21 protein-coding genes are annotated in these 25,106 nt (G+C 69.1%); 13 read left to right on the forward strand and 8 right to left on the reverse strand.

The window, feature by feature from the left end; translation table 11 throughout:
- The first annotated feature begins 6 nt into the window (after positions 1-6).
- A complete protein-coding gene (gene infA, locus BLP95_RS12520) occupies positions 7-225 on the forward strand; it encodes a translation initiation factor IF-1 (RefSeq protein WP_010627817.1) in 219 nt (72 codons plus the stop codon).
- Positions 226-335: 110 nt separating this feature from the next.
- On the opposite strand, the gene clpA is transcribed toward infA, so the two are convergent.
- The 3 genes from clpA to icd all read right to left on the reverse strand — a co-directional run bounded on the left by clpA (position 336) and on the right by icd (position 4,520).
- On the reverse strand, positions 336-2,609 hold the full coding sequence (gene clpA, locus BLP95_RS12525) for an ATP-dependent Clp protease ATP-binding subunit ClpA (RefSeq protein WP_089679884.1): 2,274 nt from the start codon (positions 2,607-2,609) through the stop codon (positions 336-338).
- Between the two features lie 142 nt (positions 2,610-2,751).
- Positions 2,752-3,075: an ATP-dependent Clp protease adapter ClpS gene (gene clpS, locus BLP95_RS12530; protein ID WP_089679940.1), complete on the reverse strand. Its 324-nt coding sequence runs from the start codon at positions 3,073-3,075 to the stop codon at positions 2,752-2,754.
- Positions 3,076-3,263: 188 nt separating this feature from the next.
- Positions 3,264-4,520, reverse strand: coding sequence for an NADP-dependent isocitrate dehydrogenase (icd, locus tag BLP95_RS12535; protein WP_023005844.1), 1,257 nt, complete (start codon positions 4,518-4,520; stop codon positions 3,264-3,266).
- Between the two features lie 178 nt (positions 4,521-4,698).
- Here icd and BLP95_RS12540 point away from each other — a divergent pair, with 178 nt between their 5' ends.
- The 10 genes from BLP95_RS12540 to BLP95_RS12585 all read left to right on the forward strand — a co-directional run bounded on the left by BLP95_RS12540 (position 4,699) and on the right by BLP95_RS12585 (position 16,015).
- Positions 4,699-6,936 carry an NADP-dependent isocitrate dehydrogenase gene (locus BLP95_RS12540; protein ID WP_089679886.1) on the forward strand — a complete coding sequence of 746 codons (2,238 nt, stop codon included), beginning with the start codon at positions 4,699-4,701 and terminating at the stop codon, positions 6,934-6,936.
- A gap of 126 nt (positions 6,937-7,062) precedes the next feature.
- Entirely contained in the window at positions 7,063-7,680 is a 618-nt protein-coding gene (locus BLP95_RS12545; protein ID WP_089679888.1) for a pseudouridine synthase, read from the forward strand.
- Complete coding sequence (locus BLP95_RS12550; RefSeq protein WP_089679890.1) at positions 7,677-8,126, forward strand: NUDIX hydrolase; 450 nt, start codon at positions 7,677-7,679, stop codon at positions 8,124-8,126. Before BLP95_RS12545 ends, BLP95_RS12550 begins: the two co-directional genes overlap by 4 nt.
- A gap of 296 nt (positions 8,127-8,422) precedes the next feature.
- The gene (mnmA, locus tag BLP95_RS12555) at positions 8,423-9,535 is read left to right on the forward strand and encodes a tRNA 2-thiouridine(34) synthase MnmA (RefSeq protein WP_089679891.1); all 1,113 of its coding nucleotides are present in this window, start codon (positions 8,423-8,425) and stop codon (positions 9,533-9,535) included.
- Positions 9,532-10,173, forward strand: coding sequence for a high frequency lysogenization protein HflD (hflD, locus tag BLP95_RS12560; RefSeq protein ID WP_089679893.1), 642 nt, complete (start codon positions 9,532-9,534; stop codon positions 10,171-10,173). The genes mnmA and hflD overlap by 4 nt, the downstream gene beginning before the upstream one ends.
- Before the next feature lie 56 nt (positions 10,174-10,229).
- Positions 10,230-11,594 (forward strand): adenylosuccinate lyase, encoded by a 1,365-nt coding sequence (gene purB, locus BLP95_RS12565; protein ID WP_089679942.1) that lies wholly within the window; start codon positions 10,230-10,232, stop codon positions 11,592-11,594.
- Positions 11,591-12,766, forward strand: a complete 1,176-nt coding sequence (locus tag BLP95_RS12570) for a cupin domain-containing protein (RefSeq protein ID WP_089679895.1) — start codon at positions 11,591-11,593, stop codon at positions 12,764-12,766. Before purB ends, BLP95_RS12570 begins: the two co-directional genes overlap by 4 nt.
- A 154-nt stretch (positions 12,767-12,920) precedes the next feature.
- Positions 12,921-13,358, forward strand: a complete 438-nt coding sequence (locus BLP95_RS12575; RefSeq protein ID WP_089679897.1) for a GNAT family N-acetyltransferase — start codon at positions 12,921-12,923, stop codon at positions 13,356-13,358.
- 320 nt (positions 13,359-13,678) lie between these two features.
- Positions 13,679-15,271: an isocitrate lyase gene (locus BLP95_RS12580; RefSeq protein WP_089679899.1), complete on the forward strand. Its 1,593-nt coding sequence runs from the start codon at positions 13,679-13,681 to the stop codon at positions 15,269-15,271.
- Between the two features lie 276 nt (positions 15,272-15,547).
- Entirely contained in the window at positions 15,548-16,015 is a 468-nt protein-coding gene (locus BLP95_RS12585) for an outer membrane lipoprotein (RefSeq protein ID WP_089679944.1), read from the forward strand.
- A gap of 117 nt (positions 16,016-16,132) precedes the next feature.
- Here the strand turns inward: BLP95_RS12585 and BLP95_RS12590 are convergent, their stop codons facing one another.
- Positions 16,133-16,414 carry a hypothetical protein gene (locus BLP95_RS12590; protein WP_089679902.1) on the reverse strand — a complete coding sequence of 94 codons (282 nt, stop codon included), beginning with the start codon at positions 16,412-16,414 and terminating at the stop codon, positions 16,133-16,135.
- Between the two features lie 217 nt (positions 16,415-16,631).
- Here BLP95_RS12590 and BLP95_RS12595 point away from each other — a divergent pair, with 217 nt between their 5' ends.
- Positions 16,632-17,114, forward strand: a complete 483-nt coding sequence (locus BLP95_RS12595; RefSeq protein WP_023005832.1) for an FKBP-type peptidyl-prolyl cis-trans isomerase — start codon at positions 16,632-16,634, stop codon at positions 17,112-17,114.
- 82 nt (positions 17,115-17,196) lie between these two features.
- Here the strand turns inward: BLP95_RS12595 and BLP95_RS12600 are convergent, their stop codons facing one another.
- Complete coding sequence (locus tag BLP95_RS12600; RefSeq protein ID WP_089679903.1) at positions 17,197-19,398, reverse strand: FAD-dependent oxidoreductase; 2,202 nt, start codon at positions 19,396-19,398, stop codon at positions 17,197-17,199.
- 154 nt (positions 19,399-19,552) lie between these two features.
- Between BLP95_RS12600 and msrA the strand changes: the two genes are divergently transcribed.
- Complete coding sequence (gene msrA / locus BLP95_RS12605; protein WP_089679905.1) at positions 19,553-20,167, forward strand: peptide-methionine (S)-S-oxide reductase MsrA; 615 nt, start codon at positions 19,553-19,555, stop codon at positions 20,165-20,167.
- On the opposite strand, the gene BLP95_RS12610 is transcribed toward msrA, so the two are convergent.
- The 3 genes from BLP95_RS12610 to BLP95_RS12620 form a co-directional block, all read right to left on the reverse strand.
- The gene (locus tag BLP95_RS12610; RefSeq protein WP_089679908.1) at positions 20,168-21,358 is read right to left on the reverse strand and encodes an MFS transporter; all 1,191 of its coding nucleotides are present in this window, start codon (positions 21,356-21,358) and stop codon (positions 20,168-20,170) included.
- Between the two features lie 39 nt (positions 21,359-21,397).
- The gene (locus tag BLP95_RS12615; RefSeq protein WP_176760288.1) at positions 21,398-22,027 is read right to left on the reverse strand and encodes a C40 family peptidase; all 630 of its coding nucleotides are present in this window, start codon (positions 22,025-22,027) and stop codon (positions 21,398-21,400) included.
- 497 nt (positions 22,028-22,524) lie between these two features.
- Positions 22,525-24,990: a DUF1266 domain-containing protein gene (locus BLP95_RS12620; RefSeq protein WP_089679910.1), complete on the reverse strand. Its 2,466-nt coding sequence runs from the start codon at positions 24,988-24,990 to the stop codon at positions 22,525-22,527.
- Positions 24,991-25,106: the final 116 nt, after the last annotated feature.

Genomic DNA, 25,106 nt, shown 5'->3' on the forward strand with positions numbered 1-25,106 from the left:
GCCTATATGGCACGTGAAGACCATATCGAGATGGAAGGCGTCGTCGTCGACACCCTTCCCAACACCACCTTCCGCGTCGAGCTCGAGAACGGCCACGTGGTCACCGCGCATATCTCCGGCAAGATGCGCAAGAACTACATCCGCATCCTCACCGGCGACAAGGTCAAGGTCGAGCTGACTCCCTACGACCTGACCAAGGGCCGCATCGTCTACCGCTCCCGCTGATCCCCGCGGTCGAGCCCTCCCCTCCGCGACGCCTGCCCCGACACGACAACGCCCCGTCTCTCGACAGGGCGCTGTGTCGTGGGTGAATGGCGGGCACGGGCCCGCCGCCGTCAGGGCGCGTCGGCCATCTCCGACTCGGTGGCGAGGTGCAGCTCGCCCGCCTCCACGCTGACGTGGACCACGCCGCCATGCTCGGAGAGCTCGCCGAACAGGATCATCTCCGCCAGCGGCTTCTTGAGCTTCTCCTGGATCAGGCGTGCCATGGGGCGAGCCCCCATGTCCGGATCGTAGCCCTTCTCCGCCAGCCAGGCCCGCGCCGCCTCGTCGACATCGAGCTGCACGCGCTTCTCGTCGAGCTGAGCCTGCAGCTCCACCAGGAACTTGTCCACCACGCTGCGCACCACCGAACCGGGCAGCGCATGGAACTGGATGATGCCGTCCAGGCGGTTGCGGAACTCCGGCGAGAAGGTCTTGCGGATCACCTCCATGGCGTCCGTGGAGTGGTCCTGGGTCTGGAAGCCGATGGAGCGCCGCGTGGCCTGCTCGACCCCGGCGTTGGAGGTCATGATCAAGATCACGTGGCGGAAGTCCGCCTCGCGGCCGTTGTTATCGGTGAGCCGGCCGTGGTCCATCACCTGCAGCAGCAGGTTGAAGACCTCGGGGTGCGCCTTCTCGATCTCGTCCAGCAGCAGCACGCAGTGCGGGTGCTTGGTGATCGCCTCGGTGAGCAGGCCACCCTGGTCATAGCCCACATAACCCGGGGGGGCGCCGATCAGCCGCGAGACCGTATGGCGCTCCATGTACTCGGACATGTCGAAGCGCACCAGCTCGATGCCCATGATATGGGAGAGCTGGCGGGCCACCTCGGTCTTGCCCACCCCGGTGGGGCCGGCGAACAGGAAGCTGCCCACCGGCTTGTCCGGCGACTTGAGCCCGGCCCGGGAGAGCTTGATCGCCGCCGAGAGGCTGTCGATCGCCTCGTCCTGGCCGAACACCAGCATCTTGAGGTCGCGATCGAGGTTCTCCAGAAGCTTGCGGTCGGAGCTGGAGACGCTCTTCGGCGGGATGCGCGCGATGGAGGCTACCACCGCCTCGACCTGGTCGGTGTCGATGGTGTCGACGCGCACCTCCGGCGGCAGCAGGCGCTGGTGGGCGCCGGCCTCGTCGATCACGTCGATCGCCTTGTCGGGGAGGTGACGGTCGTTGATGTAGCGATCCGCCAGCCGCGCCGCGCTCTCCAGGGCGCCGTCGGTGTACTTGAGCTGGTGATGCTCCTCGAAGCGCGAACGCAACCCCTTGAGGATGCGGATGGTGTCATCCACCGAGGGTGCCGGCACGTCGACCTTCTGGAAGCGGCGTGCCAGGGCACGATCCTTCTCGAAGATGCCGCGATACTCCTGGAAGGTGGTGGAGCCGATGCAGCGCAGCTCGCCCGAGGAGAGCAGCGGCTTGAGCAGGTTGGAGGCGTCCATCACCCCGCCGGAGGCAGCCCCGGCACCGATCACGGTGTGGATCTCGTCGATGAAGAGGATGGCGTTCTGCTGCTTGCGCAGCTCGGCAAGCAGCGCCTTGAGGCGCTTCTCGAAGTCGCCACGGTACTTGGTGCCGGCCAGCAGCGCGCCCATGTCCAGGGAGTAGACCACGGCGTCGCCGATCACCTCGGGCACGTCCTCCTCGACGATGCGCTTGGCCAGGCCCTCGGCGATGGCGGTCTTGCCGACGCCGGCCTCGCCCACCAGCAGCGGGTTGTTCTTGCGCCGCCGGGCCAGGATCTGCACCACCCGCTCGAGCTCGTGCTCACGACCGATCAGCGGGTCGATCTTGCCCATGCGGGCCTGCTCGTTGAGGTTGGTGGCGTAGCCGGTCAGCGGGTTGGAGGCCGTCTCGCCGCCCTCCTCGGCCTCCTCGGAGTCGCTCGCCGCGGAGGACGGCGCCTGGTCATGCCCGGCGACCTTGGAGATGCCATGGGCGATGTAGTTGACGGCGTCCACCCGCGCCACGTTCTGCTGCTTGAGGAAGTAGACCGCCTGGCTCTCCTGCTCGGAGAAGATCGCCACCAGCACGTTGGCGCCGGTCACCTCGCTCTTGCCGGAGGACTGCACGTGGAAGACCGCGCGCTGCAGCACGCGCTGGAAGCCCAGGGTCGGCTGGGTCTCGCGGTCGGCCTGATCCTCGGGGATCAGCGGCGTGGTGGAGTTGATGAAGTCCTGCAGGTCGGACCGCAGCTTGTCGAGGTTGGCCCCGCAGGCGCGCAGCACGTCCGCCGCGGAGGCGTTGTCGAGCAGCGCCAGCAGCAGGTGCTCCACGGTCATGAACTCGTGACGCTTGGAGCGCGCCACGGTGAAGGCCGTGTTCAGGGTCAGTTCAAGTTCTTTGCTCAGCATGGCAGTCCCCTTCTTGCCGCCCAGGGCGTTGCGTCGGATCTTTTCGGGTCCGGCATCATCAACATCGGGCACAAACGCCGCCGTTGCAAGCTCGCCAGCCAACGGCAGCCCGGCGCGGCCCGTCGCGACCATGTCCGGGGAGTCAGTCCGCCGCCTCGATGTCGGAGAGCAGCGGGTGCTGACACTCTCTAGCGTATTGATTGACCTGATGGCTTTTGGTTTCCGCGATGTCACGGGTGAAGATGCCGCAGATGGCCTTGCCCTGCGTGTGCACCGTCAGCATCACCTGCACCGCGGTCTCGCTGTCCATGTGGAAGAAGGTCTGCAGCACCTCCACCACGAACTCCATGGGGGTGAAGTCATCGTTGTGCAACACCACCTTGTACATCGGTGGCGTCGCCAGCTCCGGCTCGGCGGTCTGCACCGCCAGGCCGTCGTCCTCCTCGGTGCCGGGCGGGCGGGTCATCCCGCCGCGTACCGCGCCTGCGAACTCATGCTCGAACATAGGAAATAGGGGTCTCGACTGTGCCGGCATCCCGGGTCCATCCAGCAGGATTGGACGCCTTCGGGCCGGCAGGGTTCAGCGCCCGCCTCAACGCAACGACCCCCGCCCGCCGGTTCGGCGGACGGGGGCCGGCGATCGGGGGCACGTCGTTACATGTTATCGGCGACGGCCTGGCCGAACTCGGAGCACTTGAGCAGGGTGGCATTGTCCATCAGGCGCTCGAAGTCATAGGTGACCTCGCCCCTGGAGATCGCCTTCTCCATGCCCTTGAGCACCAGGTCGGCCGCCTCGACCCAGCCCATATGGCGCAGCATCATCTCGGCGGAGAGGATCAGCGAGCCGGGGTTGACCTTGTCCTGGCCGGCGTACTTGGGCGCCGTGCCGTGGGTCGCCTCGAACATGGCGGTGGTGTCGGAGATATTGGCGCCCGGCGCGATGCCGATGCCGCCCACCTCGGCCGCCAGGGCATCGGAGAGGTAGTCGCCGTTGAGGTTCAGGGTGGCGATCACGTCGTACTCGGCCGGGCGCAGCAGGATCTGCTGCAGCATGGCGTCGGCGATCACGTCCTTGATGACGATCTGCTTGCCGCTCTTCGGGTTCTTCATGGTCATCCAGGGGCCGCCGTCGAGTGGCTCGGCGCCGAACTCCTCGCGGGCAAGCTCATAGCCCCAGTCCTTGAAGGCGCCCTCGGTGAACTTCATGATGTTGCCCTTGTGCACCAGGGTCAGCGACTCGCGGTCGTTGTCGATGGTGTACTGCAGGGCCTGGCGCACCAGGCGCTTGGTGCCCTCCACGGAGACAGGCTTGACGCCGATGCCGCAGTTCTCCGGGAAGCGGATGTTGGTAACCCCCATCTCCTCGCGCAGGAACCTGATGACCTTGTCGGCCTCCGGCGTGCCGGCCTTCCACTCGATGCCGGCGTAGATGTCCTCGGAGTTCTCGCGGAAGATCACCATGTCGACGTCGGCAGGCTTCTTCACCGGGCTCGGCACCCCCTCGAACCAGCGCACCGGACGCTGGCAGACGTAGAGGTCGAGCTTCTGGCGCAGGGCGACGTTCAGCGAGCGGATGCCACCACCCACCGGGGTGGTCAGCGGTCCCTTGATGGAGACGATGTACTCCTTGACGGCCTCCAGGGTCTCCTCCGGCAGCCAGGTGTCGGCGTCGTAGACCTGGGTGGCCTTCTCGCCGGCGTAGACCTCCATCCAGTGGATCCTGCGCTCGCCGTTGTAGGCCTTCTCCACGGCGGCGTCGATGGCGATCATCATCGCCGGGGTGACGTCGACACCGATGCCATCACCCTCGATATACGGGATGATCGGCTGGTTCGGCACGTTCAGGGTGTTGTCGGCGTTGGCGGTGATCTTCTGGCCACTCTCGGGAACGACGATCTTCTGATACCCCATGGCGAACTCCCGTGCTGGTCTGTTCAATGGAGCCGGGAGTATAGCACCGCCCTCCCGAGGGGAGTAAGGAGGCCGGGACATTTGTCGACAATCCTGCTAGGATCACCCGCCAGCCGGGGAGCCAGCGACGTGACGCGGTCCCCACGCCTCCGCTGTGACCAGAGAGATCAACGCTACCATGTCCAAAACGCCGAAGATTATCTACACGTTCACCGACGAAGCGCCTGCGCTGGCGACCCACTCGCTGCTGCCGATCATCGACGCCTTCACCGATGCCGCCGGCATCGAGGTGGAGACTCGCGACATCTCCCTGGCGGCGCGGATCCTCTGCCAGTTCCCCGACTACCTGGGCGACGACAGACGCGTCGAGGACCACCTGGCCGAGCTGGGCGACCTGGCCAAGACGCCGGAGGCCAACATCATCAAGCTGCCCAACATCAGCGCCTCCATGCCGCAGCTGCGTGCGGCGATCAAGGAGCTGCAGGGCCAGGGCTACCCGCTGCCGGACTACCCGGACGAGCCGGCAAACGACGAGGAGCGTGACATCAAGGCGCGCTACGACCGGACCAAGGGCAGCGCCGTCAACCCGGTGCTGCGCGAGGGTAACTCCGACCGTCGCGCCCCCAAGGCGGTCAAGGAGTACGCCCGCAAGTACCCGCACCACATGGGCGAGTGGAGCCAGGCCTCACGCACCCATGTCTCGCACATGCACGGCGGCGACTTCTATCACGGCGAGAAGTCGATGACCCTGGATCGCGCCCGCAACGTGAAGATGGAGCTGATCACCGCCAGTGGTGAGACCCGGGTGCTCAAGCCCCGCGTCGAGCTGCAGGATGGCGAGGTCATCGACAGCATGTTCATGAGCAAGAAGGCGCTGCTCGCGTTCTACGAGCGCGAGATCGAGGATGCCCGCAAGACCGGCGTGATGTTCTCGCTGCACGTCAAGGCCACCATGATGAAGGTCTCGCACCCCATCGTTTTCGGCCACTGCGTGCGGATGTTCTACAAGGAGGCCTTCGAGAAGCACGGCGCGCTGTTCGACGAGCTGGGCGTCGACGTCAACAACGGCATGGCCAACCTCTACGAGAAGCTGGACACCCTGCCCGAGGCCCAGCGTGACGAGATCGTCCGCGACCTGCACGCCTGCCACGACGAGCGCCCGGAGCTGGCGATGGTCGACTCGGCACGCGGCATCACCAACTTCCACTCGCCCAGCGACGTGATCGTCGACGCCTCGATGCCCGCCATGATCCGCGCCGGCGGCAAGATGTACGGCGCCGATGGTCGCATGAAGGACGTCAAGGCGGTGATGCCGGAGTCCACCTTCGCCCGCATCTACCAGGAGATGATCAACTTCTGCAAGTGGCACGGCGCCTTCGACCCGGCCACCATGGGCACCGTGCCCAACGTCGGCCTGATGGCCCAGAAGGCCGAGGAGTACGGCTCCCACGACAAGACCTTCGAGGTGCCGGAGGCCGGGGTGGCCAACATCACCGACCTGGACACCGGCGAGGTGCTGCTCACCCAGAACGTCGAGGAGGGCGACATCTGGCGCATGTGCCAGGTCAAGGACGCGCCGATCCGCGACTGGGTCAAGCTCGCCGTGAACCGCTGCCGCGACTCCGGCATGCCGGCGGTGTTCTGGCTCGACCCCTATCGTCCCCACGAGAACGAGCTGATCAAGAAGGTCCGCACCTACCTCGCGGAGCACGACACCGAGGGGCTCGACATCCAGATCATGTCCCAGGTGCGCGCCATGCGCTACACCCTGGAGCGCGTGGTGCGCGGCCTCGACACCATCTCGGTGACCGGCAACATCCTGCGTGACTACCTCACCGACCTCTTCCCGATCCTGGAGCTGGGCACCAGCGCCAAGATGCTCTCCATCGTGCCCCTGATGGAGGGTGGCGGCCTGTTCGAGACCGGCGCCGGCGGCTCCGCGCCCAAGCACGTCCAGCAGCTGCTCGAGGAGAACCACCTGCGCTGGGACAGCCTGGGCGAGTTCCTGGCCCTGGGTGCCTCCCTGGAGCACCTCGCCAAGGCCTTCGACAACGAGCGCGCCGCGCTGATGGCCGACGCACTGGACAAGGCCACCGGCCGCTTCCTCGAGGAGAACAAGTCGCCGTCGCGCAAGGTGGGCGAGATCGACAACCGCGGCAGCCACTTCTACCTGGCCCTCTACTGGGCCGAGGCGCTGGCCGCCCAGGACAAGGACGCCGGCCTCAAGGAGCGCTTCGCCCGCCTGGCCGAGACCCTCGTTGCCAAGGAGGCGACCATCATGGAGGAGCTCAACGGCGTGCAGGGCCAGCCGGTGGACCTCAAGGGCTACTACCATGCCGACCCGACGCTCGCCCGCTCGGTGATGCGTCCCAGCAAGACCCTCAACGAGGCCCTGGCACTGGTCGCCAACGCCTGATCCGTCGCCTCGGCGACCGCCGCCTCCGGGCGGCCTTACCGGCTCCCGTCCGCCGCCAGGCAGACGGGAGCCGCTGCGTTATGGCACCGGGCATGGCATAGTGCTCGACATGAAGGGATGCCCGCGATGAACCTCTACCTGCTGCACAAGCCCTACCGCATGCTCTCCCAGTTCACCGACCCGCGGAGCGAGGACGGCGAACGCCGCGCCACCCTGGCCGACGTGATCGACGTGCCCGGCATCTACCCCGCCGGCCGTCTGGACCACGACTCCGAGGGTCTGCTGCTGCTCAGCGACGACGGCGAGCTGATCCACCGCATCAGCCACCCGCGCCACAAGCAGCCCAAGACCTACCGGGTGCAGGTGGAGGGCGACCCCGATGAGGCCGCCCTGCAGGCGTTGCGCGACGGCGTCGCCCTCAAGGACGGCATGACCCGGCCGGCGAAGGTGCGCCGCCTGGCCCAGAGTGACCTGCCCGAGCGCGACCCGCCGGTGGATCCCCGGCGCCACCCGGTCACCACCTGGCTGGAGCTGACCATCACCGAGGGGCGCAACCGCCAGGTGCGGCGCATGACCGCTCGGGTGGGCCACCCCACCCTGCGCCTGGTGCGGGTGGCCATCGGCCCCTGGCGGCTCGACGGCCTGGCCCCTGGCGAGTGGCGCCGCGAGACGCTGCACGCCCCGCGCCAGCCCCGAGCGAAGAGCGCTCGGCATCCGGCAAGAGGAAAAGGCGGCAGGCGATGAGCCGCTGGCACCCCTATGTCACCGTGGCCTGCGTGGTGGAGCGCGCCGGTGCCTTCCTGATGGTGGAGGAGGAGCGCGGCGGCCCGCAGACGCTGTTCAACCAGCCCGCCGGCCACCTGGAGCCCGGTGAGCGGATCCGCGACGCCGTGCTGCGCGAGGTAGAGGAGGAGACCGCCTGGCGGGTCGGCATCAGCGACTACCTGGGCATCTACGTCTACCAGGCCCCGGACGGCAAGACCTTCCATAGCCACGCCTTCCTCGGCATGGCCCTGGCCCATATGGGCAACGCCCTGGACCCGGCGATCCATGCCGTGCACTGGCTGACCCTGGAGCAGATCGAGGCACTGGAGCGCGATGGGCGGCTGAGAAGCCCCCTGGTGCTGCGCCGCATCCGCGACGCCCTGGCCGGACGCTTCTATCCCATGGACGTGATTCACGAACGCTAGCCGCGCCTCGCGCACGAGCACCGGATCACGAGCCGGCAGGGCTATAGCAGTCAACCATGCGGGGATAGCGAAAGGCGCCGGGGACAGGTCGAAGAGGGGGGCCTATGCCAGGGATGGCATCGGTAGCGTACAGGGACGTATTCACAGCGCCCCCTCGCAGGCCTGTCGCCGGGAAAGCCTTGATCGGTGTTTCCACCTGCGACCGCCCTGCTCCTTGTGGCTGACCGCTCGGCGCCTGGTGCTCGTATCATGTATAATCCCGCCCCATTTATGTCACACCGATTCCGAGGGCGCCCATGACCGCCACCCCAGGCAAGGTGATCGTCGGCATGTCCGGCGGCGTCGACTCCTCCGTCTCCGCCCTGCTGCTGCTCGAGCAGGGCTACGACGTCGAGGGCCTGTTCATGAAGAACTGGGACGAGGACGACGGCACCGAGTACTGCACCGCCAAGGCCGATCTGGCCGACGCCGAGGCCGTGTGCGAGAAGCTCGGCATCCGGCTGCACACCGCCAACTTCGCCGCCGAGTACTGGGACAACGTCTTCGAGCACTTCCTCGCCGAGTACCAGGCCGGGCGCACACCGAACCCGGACATCCTCTGCAACCGCGAGATCAAGTTCAAGGTGTTCCTGGAGTACGCCGAGATGCTCGGCGCCGAGAAGATCGCCACCGGCCACTATGTTCGCCAGGGGATCCGCGGCGGCCGCCCGCGGCTGCTCAAGGGCCTCGACGCCAACAAGGACCAGAGCTACTTCCTGCACGCCGTGCCCGAGGCCGCCATCGCCCGCACCCTCTTCCCGGTGGGTGAGCTTGAGAAGCCCGAGGTGCGCGCCATCGCCGAGCGCCATGACCTGGTGACCGCCAGGAAGAAGGACTCCACCGGCATCTGCTTCATCGGCGAGCGGCGCTTCCGCGACTTCCTGCGGCAGTACCTGCCCGCCCAGCCCGGGGTGATCGAGACCCCCGAGGGTGAGGTGATCGGCGAGCACATGGGCCTGATGTACTACACCCTGGGCCAGCGCCAGGGGCTCGGCATCGGCGGGCTGCCCGACCATCCCGAGGCGCCCTGGTACGTGGCTGCCAAGGACCTCGAACGCAACGTGCTCGTCGCCGTGCAGGGCAAGCACCACCCGCTGCTCTACACCGACAGCCTGGCCACCGAGGCCATGGAGTGGGTCGCCGGCGAGGCGCCGATGGCCGCGGGCCGCCTCACCGCCAAGACCCGCTACCGCCAGGCCGATGTCCCCTGCACCTTCCGCACCCGGCCGGACGGTGGCGTGGAGGTGCGCTTCATGGAGCCCCAGCGCGCCGTCACCCCCGGGCAGTCGCTGGTGCTCTACGACGGCGAGATCTGCCTGGGCGGCGGGGTCATCCGCGAGACCTGGAACGCCGCGGAGGTCGCCGCATGACCGCCTCCACGCCGATCCACCGCGTTCCCGACGATCCCGTCACCCGCCAGGCCCTGGCCCTTGCCGGCGTCTTCCAGGCCGCCAGCCTGGTCGACGAGCTGGCTCGTACCGGCCAGGTCGACCAGCGCGCCTGGGACACCCTGATCCGCGCCACCCTGGATACCAACCCCGAGAGCTTCGAGGCGATCTACGGCGGCCACCCCAACAACCTGCGGCGCGGCCTGGAGGTGCTGGAGAGCGTCATCGGCCGCAAGCAGGCCAACCCGGTGGTGCTGCGCTACGGCTTCACCCTGCTGCTGCTGATGAACAAGCTGCGCCGCCACACCGCGATGATGGACGCCCTGGGCGAGAAGCTGACCCGCATCCAGGGCCAGGCCGAGCACTTCGGCGAGACCCACGAGAACGTCATCGCCAGCCTCGGCGAGGCCTACCAGGAGACACTCTCCACCTTCAAGACCCGCATCGTGGTGCAGGGCGACCCCTCGCTGCTGCAGAGTCGCATGATGCCCGAGCGGGTGCGCGCCTGCCTGCTGGCCGGCATTCGCTTCGCCCTGCTGTGGCACCAGCAGGGCGGCCGGCGCTGGAAGCTGATCGCCCAGCGCGGCGCCCTGAAGAAGACCCTGGACCGACTCGGTTGAGCCGCTCCCCCACGATGCCCCACGTCCTCACGAACCGGAACACGCCCATGCACGCCCTGCCCCTGTCCGCCCTTACCGCCCTCTCCCCCGTCGACGGCCGCTACGGCGCCAAGGCCGAACGCCTGCGCGAGCACTTCAGCGAGTTCGGCCTGATCCGCGCCCGGGTCATCGTCGAGATCCGCTGGCTCGAGCGCCTGGCCGAGCTGCCCGGCGTCACCGAGGTGCCGCCGCTCTCCGCCGAGGCCACCGCCTTCCTCGAGGGGCTGATCCGCGACTTCTCGGTGGCAGACGCCGAGCGCATCAAGACCATCGAGCGCACCACCAACCACGACGTCAAGGCGGTGGAGTACTTCCTCAAGGAGCGCATCGCCGAGGTCCCGGAGCTGCATGCCATCACCGAGTTCGTGCACTTCGCCTGTACCAGCGAGGACATCAACAACCTCTCCCACGGCGTGATGCTCACCGATGGCCTCAAGGCCCTGCTGCCGGTGATGCACGAAGTGGCCGACCAGGTCGCCCGCCTGGCCCATGAGCACGCCGCGCTGCCGATGCTCTCGCGCACCCACGGCCAGACCGCCAGCCCCACCACCCTGGGCAAGGAGATGGCCAACGTCGCCTATCGCCTGCGCCGCCAGCTCACGCTGATCGAGGGGGTGGAGATACTCGGCAAGATCAACGGTGCGGTGGGCAACTACAACGCGCACCTCGCCACCTACCCGGAGGTCGACTGGCAGGCCAACGCCCGCACCTTCGTCGAGGGGCTGGGGCTGACCTTCAACCCCTACACCACCCAGATCGAGCCCCACGACTACATCGCCGAGCTGTTCGACGCCGTGTGCCGCTTCAACACCGTGCTGATCGACTTCGACCGCGACGTCTGGGGCTACATCTCGCTGGGCTACTTCAAGCAGAAGACCGTGGAGGGCGAGATCGGCTCCTCCACCATGCCCCACAAGGTCAACCCCATCGACTTCGAGAACTCCGAGGGCAACCTGGGGCTCGCCAACGCGGTGCTCGGCCACCTGGCCCAGAAGCTGCCGATCTCGCGCTGGCAGCGTGACCTCACCGACTCCACGGTGCTCAGGAACCTGGGCGTGGGCCTGGCCTACGGCCTGATCGCCTACGAGGCCGCGCTCAAGGGCATCGGCAAGCTCGAGGCCAACCCCGAGCGCATCGCCGAGGATCTCGACGCCAGCTGGGAGGTACTGGCCGAGCCGATCCAGACGGTGATGCGCCGCTACGGCATCGAGAAGCCCTACGAGAAGCTCAAGGAGCTGACCCGCGGCAAGCGCATCGACCAGGCCGGCTTCGCCGCCTTTATCGACACCCTGGCGCTGCCCGATGAGGTCAAGGCCGAACTCAAGGCGCTGAGCCCCGCGACCTATATCGGCAACGCCGAAGCGCAGGCGAGGAGCCTATGAGCCCCGACACCCAGCTGGCCATGCTCGGCGGCCTGACCCCGGCCGAGTTCCTGGGCGATGTCTGGCAGCGCCGGCCGCTGCTGATCCGCGGCGCCTTCGCCGACTTCGAATGCCCGCTCTCCCCCGACGAGCTCGCCGGGCTCGCCTGTGAGGAGGGCATCGAGGCACGCCTGGTGGAGGAGCGCGGCGCGGATGGTCCCTGGCAGGTGCGCCACGGCCCCTTCGACGAGGCCACCTTCGCCGCCCTGCCCGACCGCGACTGGACCCTGCTGGTGCAGGCCGTCGACCACTATGTGCCGGAGGTGGCCGAGCTGCTCGAGCGCTTCGCCTTCCTGCCCCGCTGGCGGCTCGACGACGTCATGGTCAGCTACGCCCCGCCGGGAGGCAGCGTCGGGCCCCATGTCGACCAGTACGACGTCTTCCTGCTCCAGGGCAGCGGCCGGCGCCGCTGGCAGCTGGGCGGCCGGGTCGCGGATGATGCCGCGATCATCCCCGGCATCGACCTGCGCATCCTCGAGCGCTTCGAGGTGGAGGCCGGCGACGACTGGGTGCTGGAACCGGGCGACATGCTCTACCTGCCCCCGGGCTGGGCCCACCACGGCGTCAGCCAGTCCGACGACTGCCTGACCCTCTCGGTGGGCTTCCGCGCGCCCTCGGCGGACGAGGCGATCGTCTCCTTCGCCGACTTCCTCGGCGACAAGCTGCCCGACTCGCTGCGCTACGCCGACGCCGGCATGGCCCCGCCCGCCGATCCCGGCGAGCTCGATGACGCCGCCGTCGAGCGCATGCGCCGCCTGATCCTCGACACCCTGGACGACCCCGCCCGCCTCGCCCAGTGGTTTGGGCGGGTGATGACCCAGCCCAAGTACGCCGACCAGCTGGTGGCCAACGAGACGCCCACCGACCCGGCGGACCTTGTCGCCGCCCTACAGCAGGGCGAGGAGCTGGTGCGCCCCCCGGGCTCGCGCTTCGCCTGGCACGCCCTGGGCGAGGGGCGCGCCACCCTCTTCGCCGACGGCGATGGCGCCGAGTGCGCCCAGCCCCTGGCGCGGCTGATCGCTTCAGAGGCGGCGCTGGATGCCGAGCTGCTCGCCCACGAGGGGGCCGAGGTGCTGCTCGCCGCGCTGCTCGACGCCGGTAGCCTGGCCTGGACGGATGAGTTCGACGAGTAGCCAGCCCCAGGTGCAAGGGGCGCCGGGGGCAGGCCAGAGAGGAGGTCCTACGCCATGGATGGCGTCGGTAGCGTACAGGGATGTATTCACAGCGCCTTCTCGACGGCCTGCCACCGGATCAGCCCCGAGCCTCGAGCATGAGGAGAGCTGAAAGATGCCAATAGCTAATCTAGAGATTCGCGAGGGGAGCTGGGAGGCGCTGGGAGCCGAAGCCACCGAGATCCGTCGGGTGGTCTTCATCGAGGAGCAGGGGGTCTCCCGGGAGGAGGAGTGGGACGGTCGCGACGGCGACTGCCACCACTTCCTCGCCTTGCTGGCGGGCCGTCCGGTGGGCACCGCCCGCCTGCTGCCGGATGCCCATATCGGCCGGGTCGCGGTGCTCGTCGAGGCCCGTGGCCACGGTATCGGGGCGGCGCTGATGCGCGCCGCCATCGAGGCTGCCCGCCGCCACGGCCACCCCGGCGTGGCGCTCGCCTCCCAGACCCACGCCCTGCCCTTCTACGAGCGCCTCGGCTTCGCGGCGCATGGCCCCGAGTTCCTCGACGCCGGCATACCGCATCGCAATATGCGCCTCTCGCTGACCGGCGAGTGAGCCCTCTCCCCCGCATTCAAACGAAAAACCACTACAGGATGGCCCATCCCGGGGCCCTCCTGTAGTCAAGCTACAACCCTCTCTTCCCCTAAGGGGCGATTGTTGCCCCGCGTAGGCGTGGGCCATAGTGCCAGTCAAGGCGAACGCGGAAGCGGTCGTACCGGGCTCCCTGCACCGATCTCATACGTTCGTTTCAAATTCGCCAGGCTACGACCAAGGCAGCAGAGACAGGCCGCCATGGATCGACGAACCTGACTTCACTTCGCAGGTGCAGCATCAACGGCGCCGGCAAGCGTCCCACACCGAGAGAGGATGGCCCCATGTCATACCAGGAAGATATCAAGGCACTGTCGCAGCTTCGTGAAGCCATGCGTGGCAAGTGGGCGGACATCAGTCCCGAGAACGCCGCCCGCATGCGTGCCCAGAACCGCTTCAGGACCGGACTGGACATCGCCCGCTACACCGCGAAGATCATGCGCGAGGACATGGCGGCCTACGACGCCGACGCCTCGCAGTACACCCAGTCGCTGGGCTGCTGGCACGGCTTCATCGGCCAGCAGAAGATGATCTCCATCAAGAAGCACTTCGGCACCACCCAGCGCCGCTACCTCTACCTCTCCGGCTGGATGGTTGCCGCCCTGCGCTCCGAGTTCGGCCCCCTTCCCGACCAGTCCATGCACGAGAAGACCGCGGTCTCCGGGCTGATCGAGGAGCTCTACACCTTCCTGCGCCAGGCCGACGCCTGGGAGCTCAACCACCTCTTCCGCGCCCTCGAGGAGGCCAGGGCCGCCGGTGACGGCGCCAAGGCGGCCGAGCTGGAGCAGCAGATCGACAACCATGAGACCCACATCGTGCCGATCATCGCCGACATCGACGCCGGCTTCGGCAACGCCGAGGCGACCTACCTGCTGGCCAAGCAGATGATCGAGGCGGGCGCCTGCTGCATCCAGATCGAGAACCAGGTCTCCGACGAGAAGCAGTGCGGCCACCAGGACGGCAAGGTCACCGTGCCCCACGAGGACTTCCTGGCCAAGATCAATGCCGTGCGCTATGCGTTCCTGGAACTGGGTGTCGACGACGGCGTCATCGTCGCTCGCACCGACTCGCTGGGCGCCGGCCTCACCCAGAAGATCGCCGTCACCCAAGAGCCGGGCGACCTGGGCGACCAGTACAACAGCTTCCTCGATGGCGATGTGATCGAGAAGGCCGAGGACATCAACAACGGCGACGTGGTCATCAAGCAGAACGGCCAGCTGGTCAAGGTCAAGCGCCTGGCCTCCGGCCTCTACCAGTTCAAGCCGGGCACCGGCGAGGACCGCGTGGTGCTGGACTGCATCACCAGCCTCCAGAACGGCGCCGACCTGATCTGGATCGAGACCGAGAAGCCCCACGTCGGCCAGATCGCCGGCATGGTGAACCGCATCCGCGAGGCGGTGCCGGACGCCAAGCTGGTCTACAACAACAGCCCCTCCTTCAACTGGACGCTGAACTTCCGCCAGCAGGTGTTCGATGCCTGGCAGCAGGAGGGCAAGGACGTCTCCGCCTACGACCGTGCCCAGCTGATGAGCCCGGAGTACGATGGCACCGAGCTGGCCAGGCTGGCCGACGAGTGGACCCGCAACTTCCAGCGCGACGCCTCTCGCGATGCGGGTATCTTTCATCACCTGATCACCCTGCCCACCTACCACACCGCGGCCCTCTCCACCGACACCCTGGCCAAGGGCTACTTCGGCGACGAGGGCATGCTGGCCTACGTGGAGGGCGTGCAGCGCCGCGAGATCCGCGAGGGCATCGCCACGGTCAAGCACCAGGACATGGCCGGCTCCAACATCGGCGATGACCACAAGGAGTTCTTCCACGGCGAGGCGGCGCTCAAGGCCGGTGGCAAGGACAACACCATGAACCAGTTCTGAGCCCGAGGCTCGGCGAAAGCAGGGACGGCATCGCCCGCGATGCCCGACCGGACGCATCGGGGGAGGCCACGGCCTCCCCTTTCCTGTGCCTGGTGCCAAGGATGCACTTTGCTTGACACTTCGCCGGTCTAGAATGACGCTAGGAACCCAGCAAGGCTGGCCAGGTCGCGCCTGGCCGGCTAGAATCCGGGTTACTGAACAGTGTTCACTAATTCGACAGGATGTCCCGAGCCGCGGCTCGTCACGAATGCCCCTGGAGGTCATGCCATGATTGCCATGAAACGTCTTCTTCCCGTGGTCGCCGTCGGCGCCCTGACCCTGGCCGGCTGCGCCAACACCGCCCCCATGGGCGGCAACGTCTACAGCAGCAACCAGGTGGGCGCCGAGCAGACGGTGCGCTTCGGTACCATCCAGGCCCTGCGGCGGGTGCAGGTCCAGGCCGACAGCCGCGCCGGCGGCATCATCGGCACCGGTGGCGGCGCGGTGATCGGCGGCCTGCTGGGCAACCAGGTGGGCGGCGGCTCGGGCCGTACCCTGGCCACCGCCGCCGGTGTCATCGCCGGCAGCGTGGCGGGCAGCAAGATCGAGGAGTCCGCCAACCGTGTCGATGCCTGGGAGATGGAGATCCGCCGCGACGACGGCATCAACATCGTGGTGGTGCAGAAGGCCGACCAGGCCTTCCAGGTGGGTCAGCGCGTGCGCCTGATCGGCAGCGGCAGCAACGTCACCGTCGCCCCTTACTGAGATAAAGGCTGAGGGGCACGGCTCGGCCTCCCGAGCCTGCCCCAGGCACGTCACCATACGAGAAAGGCCCGCGGATCGCTCCGCGGGCCTTTCGTCCTTCTCGGCTGACGGGTGGCGTCAGTGCAGGTCCACCTTGTCCATCGCCCAGCCACCGAGCTTGACGGCGACCAGTGCCAGCACGCCCAGCACGATGGCGGTGAGCAGCACGTCCACCGGACGCACGATGGTGGTGGCCCCGAGCACCGCCAGCGCCAGGCTCCAGACCACGGCGTTGTCGCCGTCGGTCTTCATGGCACGGGGCAGCAGGCAGTCCAGGCTGGCGCTCAGCGAGGGCCAGCGCTTGAGGGCGAGGGCGAGGATCGCGGCGAAGGCGATCAGCCAGATCACGACTTGGGCCATGGGAATCTCCAGATATCGAGTGGGGGAATCGGGGAAGAATCGGGTGGCGGTAGGTTATCCCCGGCACCCGGGCGACGCAACCATCCGAAGGTCGCCGCCCCGGGTGAACGCCACTCAGGATCATACGGGCCATCCTGAAAATGCCCCATCGCCCCTGACAGCGCGACGGTCGGCACGTTACCATGCGCCTGACATGCACTCACCGAAAGGTTCATCAATGCAGATTGCGCAGAATTCCGTTGTCGCGTTCCACTACACCCTGACCAACGATGCAGGTGAAGTGCTGGACAGCTCGGAAGGCCGCGAGCCGCTGACCTATCTCCACGGCGCCGGCAACATCATTCCGGGCCTCGAGAAGGAGCTTGAGGGCCGCGCCGCCGGCGACAAGCTCAACGCCACCGTGACCCCGGCCGAGGGCTATGGCGAGAAGCAGGACCAGCTGGTGCAGGAAGTGCCCCGTGACGCCTTCCAGGGCGTCGAGAGCATCGAGCCCGGCATGCAGTTCCAGGCCCAGACCCAGGGCGGCCCGCTGATGGTCACCGTGACCAAGGTCGAGGGTGACACCGTCACCGTCGACGGCAACCATCCCCTGGCCGGCCAGACCCTGAACTTCGACGTCGAGATCGCCTCGGTCCGCGAGGCCAGCGAGGAAGAGGTCGAGCACGGCCACGTCCACGGCGAGGGCGGCCACGAGCACTGATCGCTCGCCTGCCGATCCAGGACACCCGAGGGGGCAGCCGCCAGGCTGCCCCCTTCGCGTCGTGGGGTAACGCAAGCCGGGATCAGCGTTCCCGGCGAGCGTCACCCCGGCGCCAGGCCCCACTCCGGCGCCACGCAAAGTAGCGCTCGAGCCAGCCCAGCAGGCGCTCCGGCTTGTGGGCGTTCTTCCAGGCCCCCGCCGCCGCCTTCACCGCCTCGCTGCGTGTGGGATAGGGATGCACGGTGCCGAGCAGCTTGTTGAGCCCGATGCCGTGGGTCATCGCCAGGGTGAACTCGGCGAGCATCTCCCCTGCCCCCTCGCCGACGATGGTGGCACCGAGGATGCGGTCACGCCCGGGTACCGTCAGCACCTTGACGACGCCCTCCGCGGTCCCCTCGGCGATGGCGCGGTCCAGCTCCGCCAGCGGATAGCGCGTCACCTCATAGGCCACACCCCGTTCGCGGGCCTCCCGCTCGTTGAGCCCCACTCGGGCCACCTCGGGGTCGGTGAAGGTCACCGCCGGTAGCGCCCGGTAGCTGACCCGGAAGCGCTTCAGTTCCCCGAACAACGCATTCACGGTGGCATGCCACGCCTGGTGGGCCGCGGCGTGGGTCAGCTGGTAGGGCCCCGCCACGTCGCCGCAGGCCCAGACGTTGGGCAGCACGCTCTGCAGGCTCTCGTTCACCGCCAGGGTACCGTCATCCCGGGTCTCCACGCCCAGTGCCTCGAGGCCCATCCCCGCGACGTTGGCGCGCCGCCCCACCGCCACCAGCAGGTGGCTGAAGGGCAGGCGCTCGCGCCGCGCCTCTCCGGCGCCGTCGTGGTGCTCGACCTCCAGGGCATGACCACCGGCCTCGTCGCCCACCACCCGCAGCGCCCGGGTGCCCAGGTGCAGCGCCACCCCCTCCGTCGCCAGCCGCCGGGCCACCTGGTCGGCGATCTCGGCATCCTCCCGGGGCAGCAGCTGTGCCCCCATCTCCACCAGCGCCACCCGGCTTCCCAGCCGCGCGAACGCCTGCCCCAGCTCACAGCCGATGGGGCCGCCGCCCAGCACCAGCAGGCGCTCGGGCAGGGTCTCGAGCCTCCACAGGGTGTCGGAGGTGAGCACCTCGACCGCCTCCAGGCCGGGCAGCGGCGGCACCGCCGGCGAGGCGCCGCTGGCGATGATCACATGCCGGGTGGTCAGCCGCCGCTCCCCGTCTGGCCCGGTGATGCGCACCCGCCAGGGATCCTCGAGGATGGCCTCCCCGGCATGGACCTCGACCCCCAGCCCCTCATAGCGCTCGCGGCTGTCGTGGGGCGCGATCTCGTCGATGGCGCGACGCACATGGTCCATCACCGCGGCGAAGTCCACCCGCGGCTCGCCGGCCTCGATGCCGTAGCCCCCCGCCCGGCGCACCTCCTGGGCCGCCCGGCCGGCGCGGATCAGCGCCTTGGAAGGCACGCAGCCGGTGTTGAGGCAGTCGCCGCCCAGGCGCTCGCGCTCCACCAGCGCCACCCTGGCCTTGACCGCCGCGGCGATATAGCTGGCCACCAGCCCCGCCGAGCCGCCACCGATCACCACGATGTCGTGGTCGAAGCGTGTCGGCCGCCCATAGCGACGCGCCAGGCGCCGGCGTCGGGCCAGGGCCACCAGCCCCCGCGCCAGCCAGGGGAAGAGGCCGATCAGCGCGAAGGAGGCGATCAGGCCGGGCGACAGGATGCCGGCGAGCGACTCGAGATGGCCAAGCTCCCGGCCGGCGTTCACGAACACCGCCGTGCCGGGCAGCATGCCCAGCTGGCTGACCCAGTAGAAGGTCGTCAGCCGCATGCGGGTCAGCCCCATCACCAGGTTGATGACGAAGAAGGGAAACAGCGGGATCAGGCGCAGGGTGAAGAGGTAGAAGGCGCCCTCGCGGCGGATGCCGGCGTTGATGCGCTCGAGCTGGGCGGCGAAGCGCCGCTCCAGGGTCCCACGCAGCAGTGTGCGGGCGATCAGCGCCGCCAGGGTCGCCCCCTGGGCGCTGGCGAAGGAGACGATCGCCAGGCCCCAGCCGAAACCGAACAGCGCTCCGCTGAGCACCGTCATCAGGGTCGCCCCGGGAAGGGAGAGCCCAGCCATCGCCACATAGGCCAGGAAGAAGCCCCCGCCTACCGCCAGCGGGCGCTCGCCGAACCAGGCCTGGAAACGCGCCTGCTCGGCCTGGAGGTTGGCCAGGCTCAGCGCCTCGTCGGCGCCGCTGAGGTAGTAGAGGGCGATCAGCGCGGCGACCAGGCCGAGCAGCAAGAGGCGGGATCGGGTCACATCGGGCTCCTGGGTGATGGACGGTGGCGGTGTCCCTCTGGCGTCACCGACGGCACCACCTTACCGGCAGGTGATTATCATACAGAGGTTGTACGGAACCATAGGATGGTGACACTCTCAAATTATCTGACAGCCCCCATCACAAGGAACGCTCATGTCACAGGTGATCTCGCCGCGCCGCCTCCCCCTGGCCGCGCTGCTCGCCCTGGTCCCGCTGGCCGCCCCGGCGGATGACCACACCGCCACCGCCGTCTTCGCCGGGGGCTGCTTCTGGTGCGTCGAGGAGGCCTTCGACCCGGTCGAGGGCGTCATCGCCACCACCTCCGGCTACAGCGGCGGCGACACCGAGGCCCCCACCTACGAGCAGGTGACCGGCGGCGATACCGGCCACGCCGAGGTGGTGGCCGTGGAGTACGACCCGACGGTGGTCGATTACCGGCAACTGCTGCATGTGTTCTGGCGCAATATCGACCCCTTCGCGGAGGATCGCCAGTTCTGCGACGTGGGCGACTCCTACCGCAGTGCCATCTTCCCCATGAACGCGGAGGAGCGCGAGCTGGCCGAGGCCAGCCGCGCCGAGCTCGAGGAGCGCTTCGAACGCGAGATCGCCACCCAGATCACCGACTTCGAGGCCTTCTACCCCGCCGAGGCGTACCATCAGGACTACTATCAGGAAAACCCGCTTCGCTACCGCTTTTACAAGTCCGCCTGCGGCCGCGAGGAGCGCCTGGAGGAGGTCTGGGGCGACGAGGCCGGCGGCCTGGGCTGATCAGGCGCCCTGCCGGTCCGGGCGTCGCCGCCACAGCCAGACGGCGATGCCCAGGGTCACCCCCAGCACCAGCCAGGAACCGAGGGCGACGCCGGGCCAGCCGCCCAGTCCCCAGAAGGGCTCCAGCCAGAACACCCCGAGGCTCGCCCCGGTATAGTAGAACACCAGGTAGAGCGCCGAGGCGCTGCCCCGGGCCCGGCGGGCGTTGCGCCCCACCCAGCTCGAGGCCATGGAGTGGGCGACGAAGAAGCCGAAGGCGTTGATGGTGAGCCCGGCCAGGATCACCGGCAGGCGGTCGGACAGGGTCACCAGGGTGCCGGCCATCAGGATCAGGATCCCCATGACCATGCAGGCCGGTTGGGAAAGGTGGCGCACCAGGCGTCCGGAGAGCGACGAGCCCAGGGTGCCGCCCAGGTAGGTGAGGAAGATCAGCCCCAGCAGGGTGGCACCCAGCTCGAAGGGGGGCTCGGCCAGGCGGAAGGTAAGGTAGCTGTACTGGTTGATGAAGATCAGGAAGTTGAGCCCGCCGAGCAGGTAGGCGGCCAGCAGCGCCGGGGTGCGCAGATGCGCCGCCAGGTCGCCCAGGGCCCCGGCGAGCTCGAAGCGCCGTGGGGTGAAGCCCCGCGACGGCGGCAACAACCGCCAGAACACCGCCACTCCCACCAGGGTGATGGCCCCCACCGCCAGGAAGCTCGCCGCGCTGCCACCGATCTCGGCCATGCCGCCCCCCACCACGCGCCCGCTGATCCCCCCCAGGGTGTTGGCGCCGATATACAGGCCCACGGCGGCCAACATGGCATCGGGCTCGAACTCGTCGCCCATCCAGGCGATGGCCACCGCCGGCAGGCCGCCCAGCACGAAGCCCTGCAGCGTGCGCAGCACCAGCAGGATCTCGAAGTTGGGCGCCAGGGCCAGGGCCAGCGAGAGCACACCGGCGGCGAGCAGGGTCAGGCGCATGATGCCGCCGCGCCCGATGGCATCGGAGAGCGGCCCGAACACCAGCAGCGAGGCCGCCAGCGCCAGGGTCGCCACCGACATCACCAGGCCCACCACCAGGGTGGAGACGCCATAGGTTTCACGCAGGTCCGGCAGCAGCGGCTGGGGGGCGTAGAGGTTGAGGAACACCAGCAACGAGCCCAGGCTCAGCGCCAGGGTGGCTCGCCACCAGGCGGTGGTGCGCATGCGGATCATCGCAGCCCTCGAGGTGGCCGGTCGGGACGGGTGGCGAGGTCAGGCATCGCCGCTGGCAAGCAGCCGCTGGGCCAGGCGGGTCGGCTCCAGGGTGCGCCTGGCCTGCCAGAAGTGGCGGCGCCAGTAGTGGTTGTCGAGCTCGGAGATCATCACCCCGCGCGACGAGGAGGCGTGCAGGAAGCGCCCCTCGCCGAGGTAGATGCCGACATGGTCGTAGATCCCGGGCGGGCGAAAGAACACCAGGTCGCCGGGAGCGAGCTCGTCCCGCTCCACGACCCGTCCCTGGCGCACCTGCTCGCCGGTGGTGCGCGGCAGCGTGACGCGGAAGGTCTCGGCGAAGACGTTCTGCACCAGCGCCGAGCAGTCGACCCCGCCGAAGCCGCTTCCTCCCAGGCGGTAGGGAGTGCCGGCCCAGCGCTCGTGCTGGGCCAGCAGGGCCTGCCTGACCAGCGCCGGCGGGGGATTGTCGAGGCGGCGTGCCTCGAGGATGGGGTTGTCCACCGGGGACATCATGGGATCCCAGCCGCCGGGCAGGCCGGGGAGCTGCCGGGCGAAGTAGGGGGCATCGGCATCCCGGGAGGCCTGCTCCCGAGGCGTGGAAGCACAGCCGGCCAGCACCAGAAGCGACACGACAACCAGCAGGGCACGACTCGCGTCGGTGACCACCATTCAAGCGACCTCTTCCCTGAGCCGCGCCCGCCGGCATCGCTTTTCCGGGGCGGGGAGCATCGCTGTGGCAGTGGCGCCGGGGGCACCGGTAACACTGCCAGAACGGCCTGTCGGCGGCTCGCTGTGATCCCAGGCTCCCGACAGGTGGAGCCACATCTTCGCTGCGACGACTATAAACCAGCCCCGCGGGCCTGACGAGCCCGCGGGAGGATCGGCCAGTACTATCGCAGATGGAAGTAACGCTCAAGGCTCTACCGGCGACAGGCCCCGGAGCGCCGGACCGTCGATGGGGCGCTGTGAACCCATCCCTGGGCGCTACCGATGCCCTGCTTCGCTCTCGCGTCCTGCTCCGCTTGCAGGGCCGGTGCTGGCCATCCATGGCCAGCCCGTTCGGAGCCATGCTCCTCACCCCTGGCATAGGACCCCCTCTTCGGCCTGGCCCCGGCGCCTTTCGCTATTGCGGCATGGCTAACTTCGATAGCCCTAGAAGGCCGGCGTCAGTGCAGCAGCCGGGCATCCCCCGGCAGGGTATCGATATGCAGCGGCGCCCAGTGGCGCGGGCGCGCGCCCGGGAACTCCAGGCTCGCCCAGGGCCCCGCCAGGGGCGGGGCGGCGGAGAGCCAGGCCACCAGCGCCTGGCGCAGGCCGGCCAGGAAGCTCTCGCGCTCCGGGGTCTCCCCCATGAAGAAGGAGAAGCCGGCGTAGAGCCCGCGGGCATAGGCCTCCCAGCCCGAGTAGTGGCGAGCGGCGAGGGCGTGGGCACGCTCCAGCACCCGCGCGAAGGCGGCGCTCTCCAGCCACCCCAGCTGGCGGGCGGCGATGGCCAGGTCCACCGCCTGGGCCAGGTCCCAGGCGGTGAGGTCGTTGTCGTTGCAGCCATCCTCGTTGTCGCGCACCCGCTGCAGGCGCAGCAGGTGGGTGCGCTCCTCGTCGCTGCACTCGCCGCTCTCCAGGGTGGCGATCTCCGAGGCGAGGCGCGCGGTGTTCAGCGTGTAGGGGGCGTAGTTGATCTGGTACTCCTGGCGGTCGCCCGCCTCCAGCAGGTACTCCAGGAACTCGGCCAGCTCCTCGGCGGAGTGCAGGCCGTAGTGGCCGTCGATCCACTCGCGGATCGCCACCGCCTCGCGCTCGCTCTCGCGGTGCGGCAGGCTCCAGGGCGGGCTGTTGAGCGGCCCCACCAGCGCCAGCGCGGTGAACTGGGAGAGGCGCGGCCGTGGCCCGGGCTCTCGCCACTCGTCCTGGCGCCAGTCGAGCCAGTGGAACAGGCTGCCCGGGTCCTCCAGGTGCCAGGCGATCTCGCGGGTCAGCGGCGGCTGCCCCTCCTCCGGCAGCAGCGCATCCCAGCGCGACCACGCCTCCAGCAGGCGGCGGGCATCGGGATAGAAGCGGCACAGCGAGCCGCGCAGCGCCTCCGCCAGCGCAGCGAGTTTCCCGGGATCGAAGGCCTCGCTGTCCAGCGCCATCTGCAGGTAGAAGGCGTACTTCTCGGCCATGTGGATGGTGGCCGCGTGACGGCTGGCCTGTCGCAGGCCGTCACGCACCGCCAGCGCCGCCGGCTCGGGGGCGCCGAAGGGGGTCTCGACGGGGGGCAGCGCGCCGTGGGCGGCGTCGGCGGCGAGCTGGTTGAGGTGGTGGGCCTGGGCCGGCAGCCAGTAGCGCACCAGCGCTTCCACGCCCTCGTCGGCGTGCAGCTCCAGGGTCTCCTCGAGGTAGCGCCGGGCGTCCTCGCGGCGCGCCGGCTCCACCGTTACCGCCGGCCCCTGGCGCGCGGCGAGTTCCGGTTCCCGGACGCTGGCCAGCGCCAGCACCCAGTGGCGCGGGTCGGCGCGCCAGGCGCGGATGGCCTCGCGGGCCGGCGCCAGCTCGGTCTCCTCCACCAGCCCCTGCAGCGGCGTGCGCCAGGGGCTCACCGGGGACTGCAGCAGCAGGCGCCAGTCGGCCTCGAAGGCCGCCAGCCGGTTGCGCCCCTCGAAGAGGCTGCGGCCCCGCTGGTAGGCCCGGGCCAGCGCCGACCAGTCGCTGTAGCGGTGCTGCACCAGGTCGGCGGCGTGCAGGGCGAAGGCCTCGGCCTCCTCGGCCGCGAGCCAGCCCAGGCAGGCGCCGGCCCAGGCCAGGTCGACCAGGCGCAACCAGTCCCAGGCCGCCCACTCCAGCGGCTCGCCCTGCGCCAGGAAGGCCAGCAGGGTGCGGCCATAGCGGCGCTCGTCCCCCTCCAGCCCCTCGCACCAGGCGACGGCGGCGTCGTGGTCCAGGCCCAGCAGGCGGGTAGCATCGAGGTCCCAGCCCTGGCGATCGCCCTGGGCGGCAAGCCACAGCAGGGTCCGCAGCAGGTCGTCGCGGTCGCGCACCTGCCAGGACTCATCGAGCCACTCGCGAAGGCCTGCCCAGTCCTGCTCACCCGCAGGCAGCGCCAGCACCGGAGCGAAGCCGGCCCGCAACCGCCAGGCCCGGGCGCCGCCAGCCTCGGGCCACGGCGGCTCGGGGCGGTCATGCACCGCCAGCCACTCCCCCAGGCGCTCCCAGGTGACGCCATCGCCCTCGTGCTCCAGCACCGAGAGCGCCTGGCAGGCCTCCAGGAAGCCGTCGTCGCCATGGACCCAGCCCTCGGCGCTGCGGGCATGGCGCAGCGACTCCAGCCAGGCGTCCAGGTCGCGGTGGTGGGCGGCGATCTCGCCGGCCAGCCAGTGCCCCCAGGCGCGCGCCTGTTCCAGGGTCAGCCAGCCGGCGGCGCCGGCCAGGGCGGTCAGCTCCAGCGCCCCCAGCAGGCGGGCCGGGTCGGCCCCCGCGCCACCCTCGCCCAGAGCCTCCAGCAGCCGCCAGCCCAGCTCCCCACGATCGGGTACCGCCAGGGCCACGAGGCGGTCGCGGGCCTCCTGCGGCTCCACGCCGAGCGGGTCGGGGTCGAAGGCCCAGTCGCAGAGTACCAGCTGCTGGGCCCACCAGGCGTTGAGGGGATCGATCAAGGCGCACCTCGCGTTCGCGTCGCAGGAAGCCGCGGCAGGCGGCGGTTTTTCGGCGCCATAGTGTAGCCGAAAGCGGCGCTCGCGCCGATGGGCAGGGCCACCTTTCCTGGCTCGCC

Origin of the sequence: Halomonas shengliensis, assembly GCF_900104135.1 — a bacterium.
In the GTDB taxonomy this organism is placed as follows: domain Bacteria; phylum Pseudomonadota; class Gammaproteobacteria; order Pseudomonadales; family Halomonadaceae; genus Halomonas; species Halomonas shengliensis.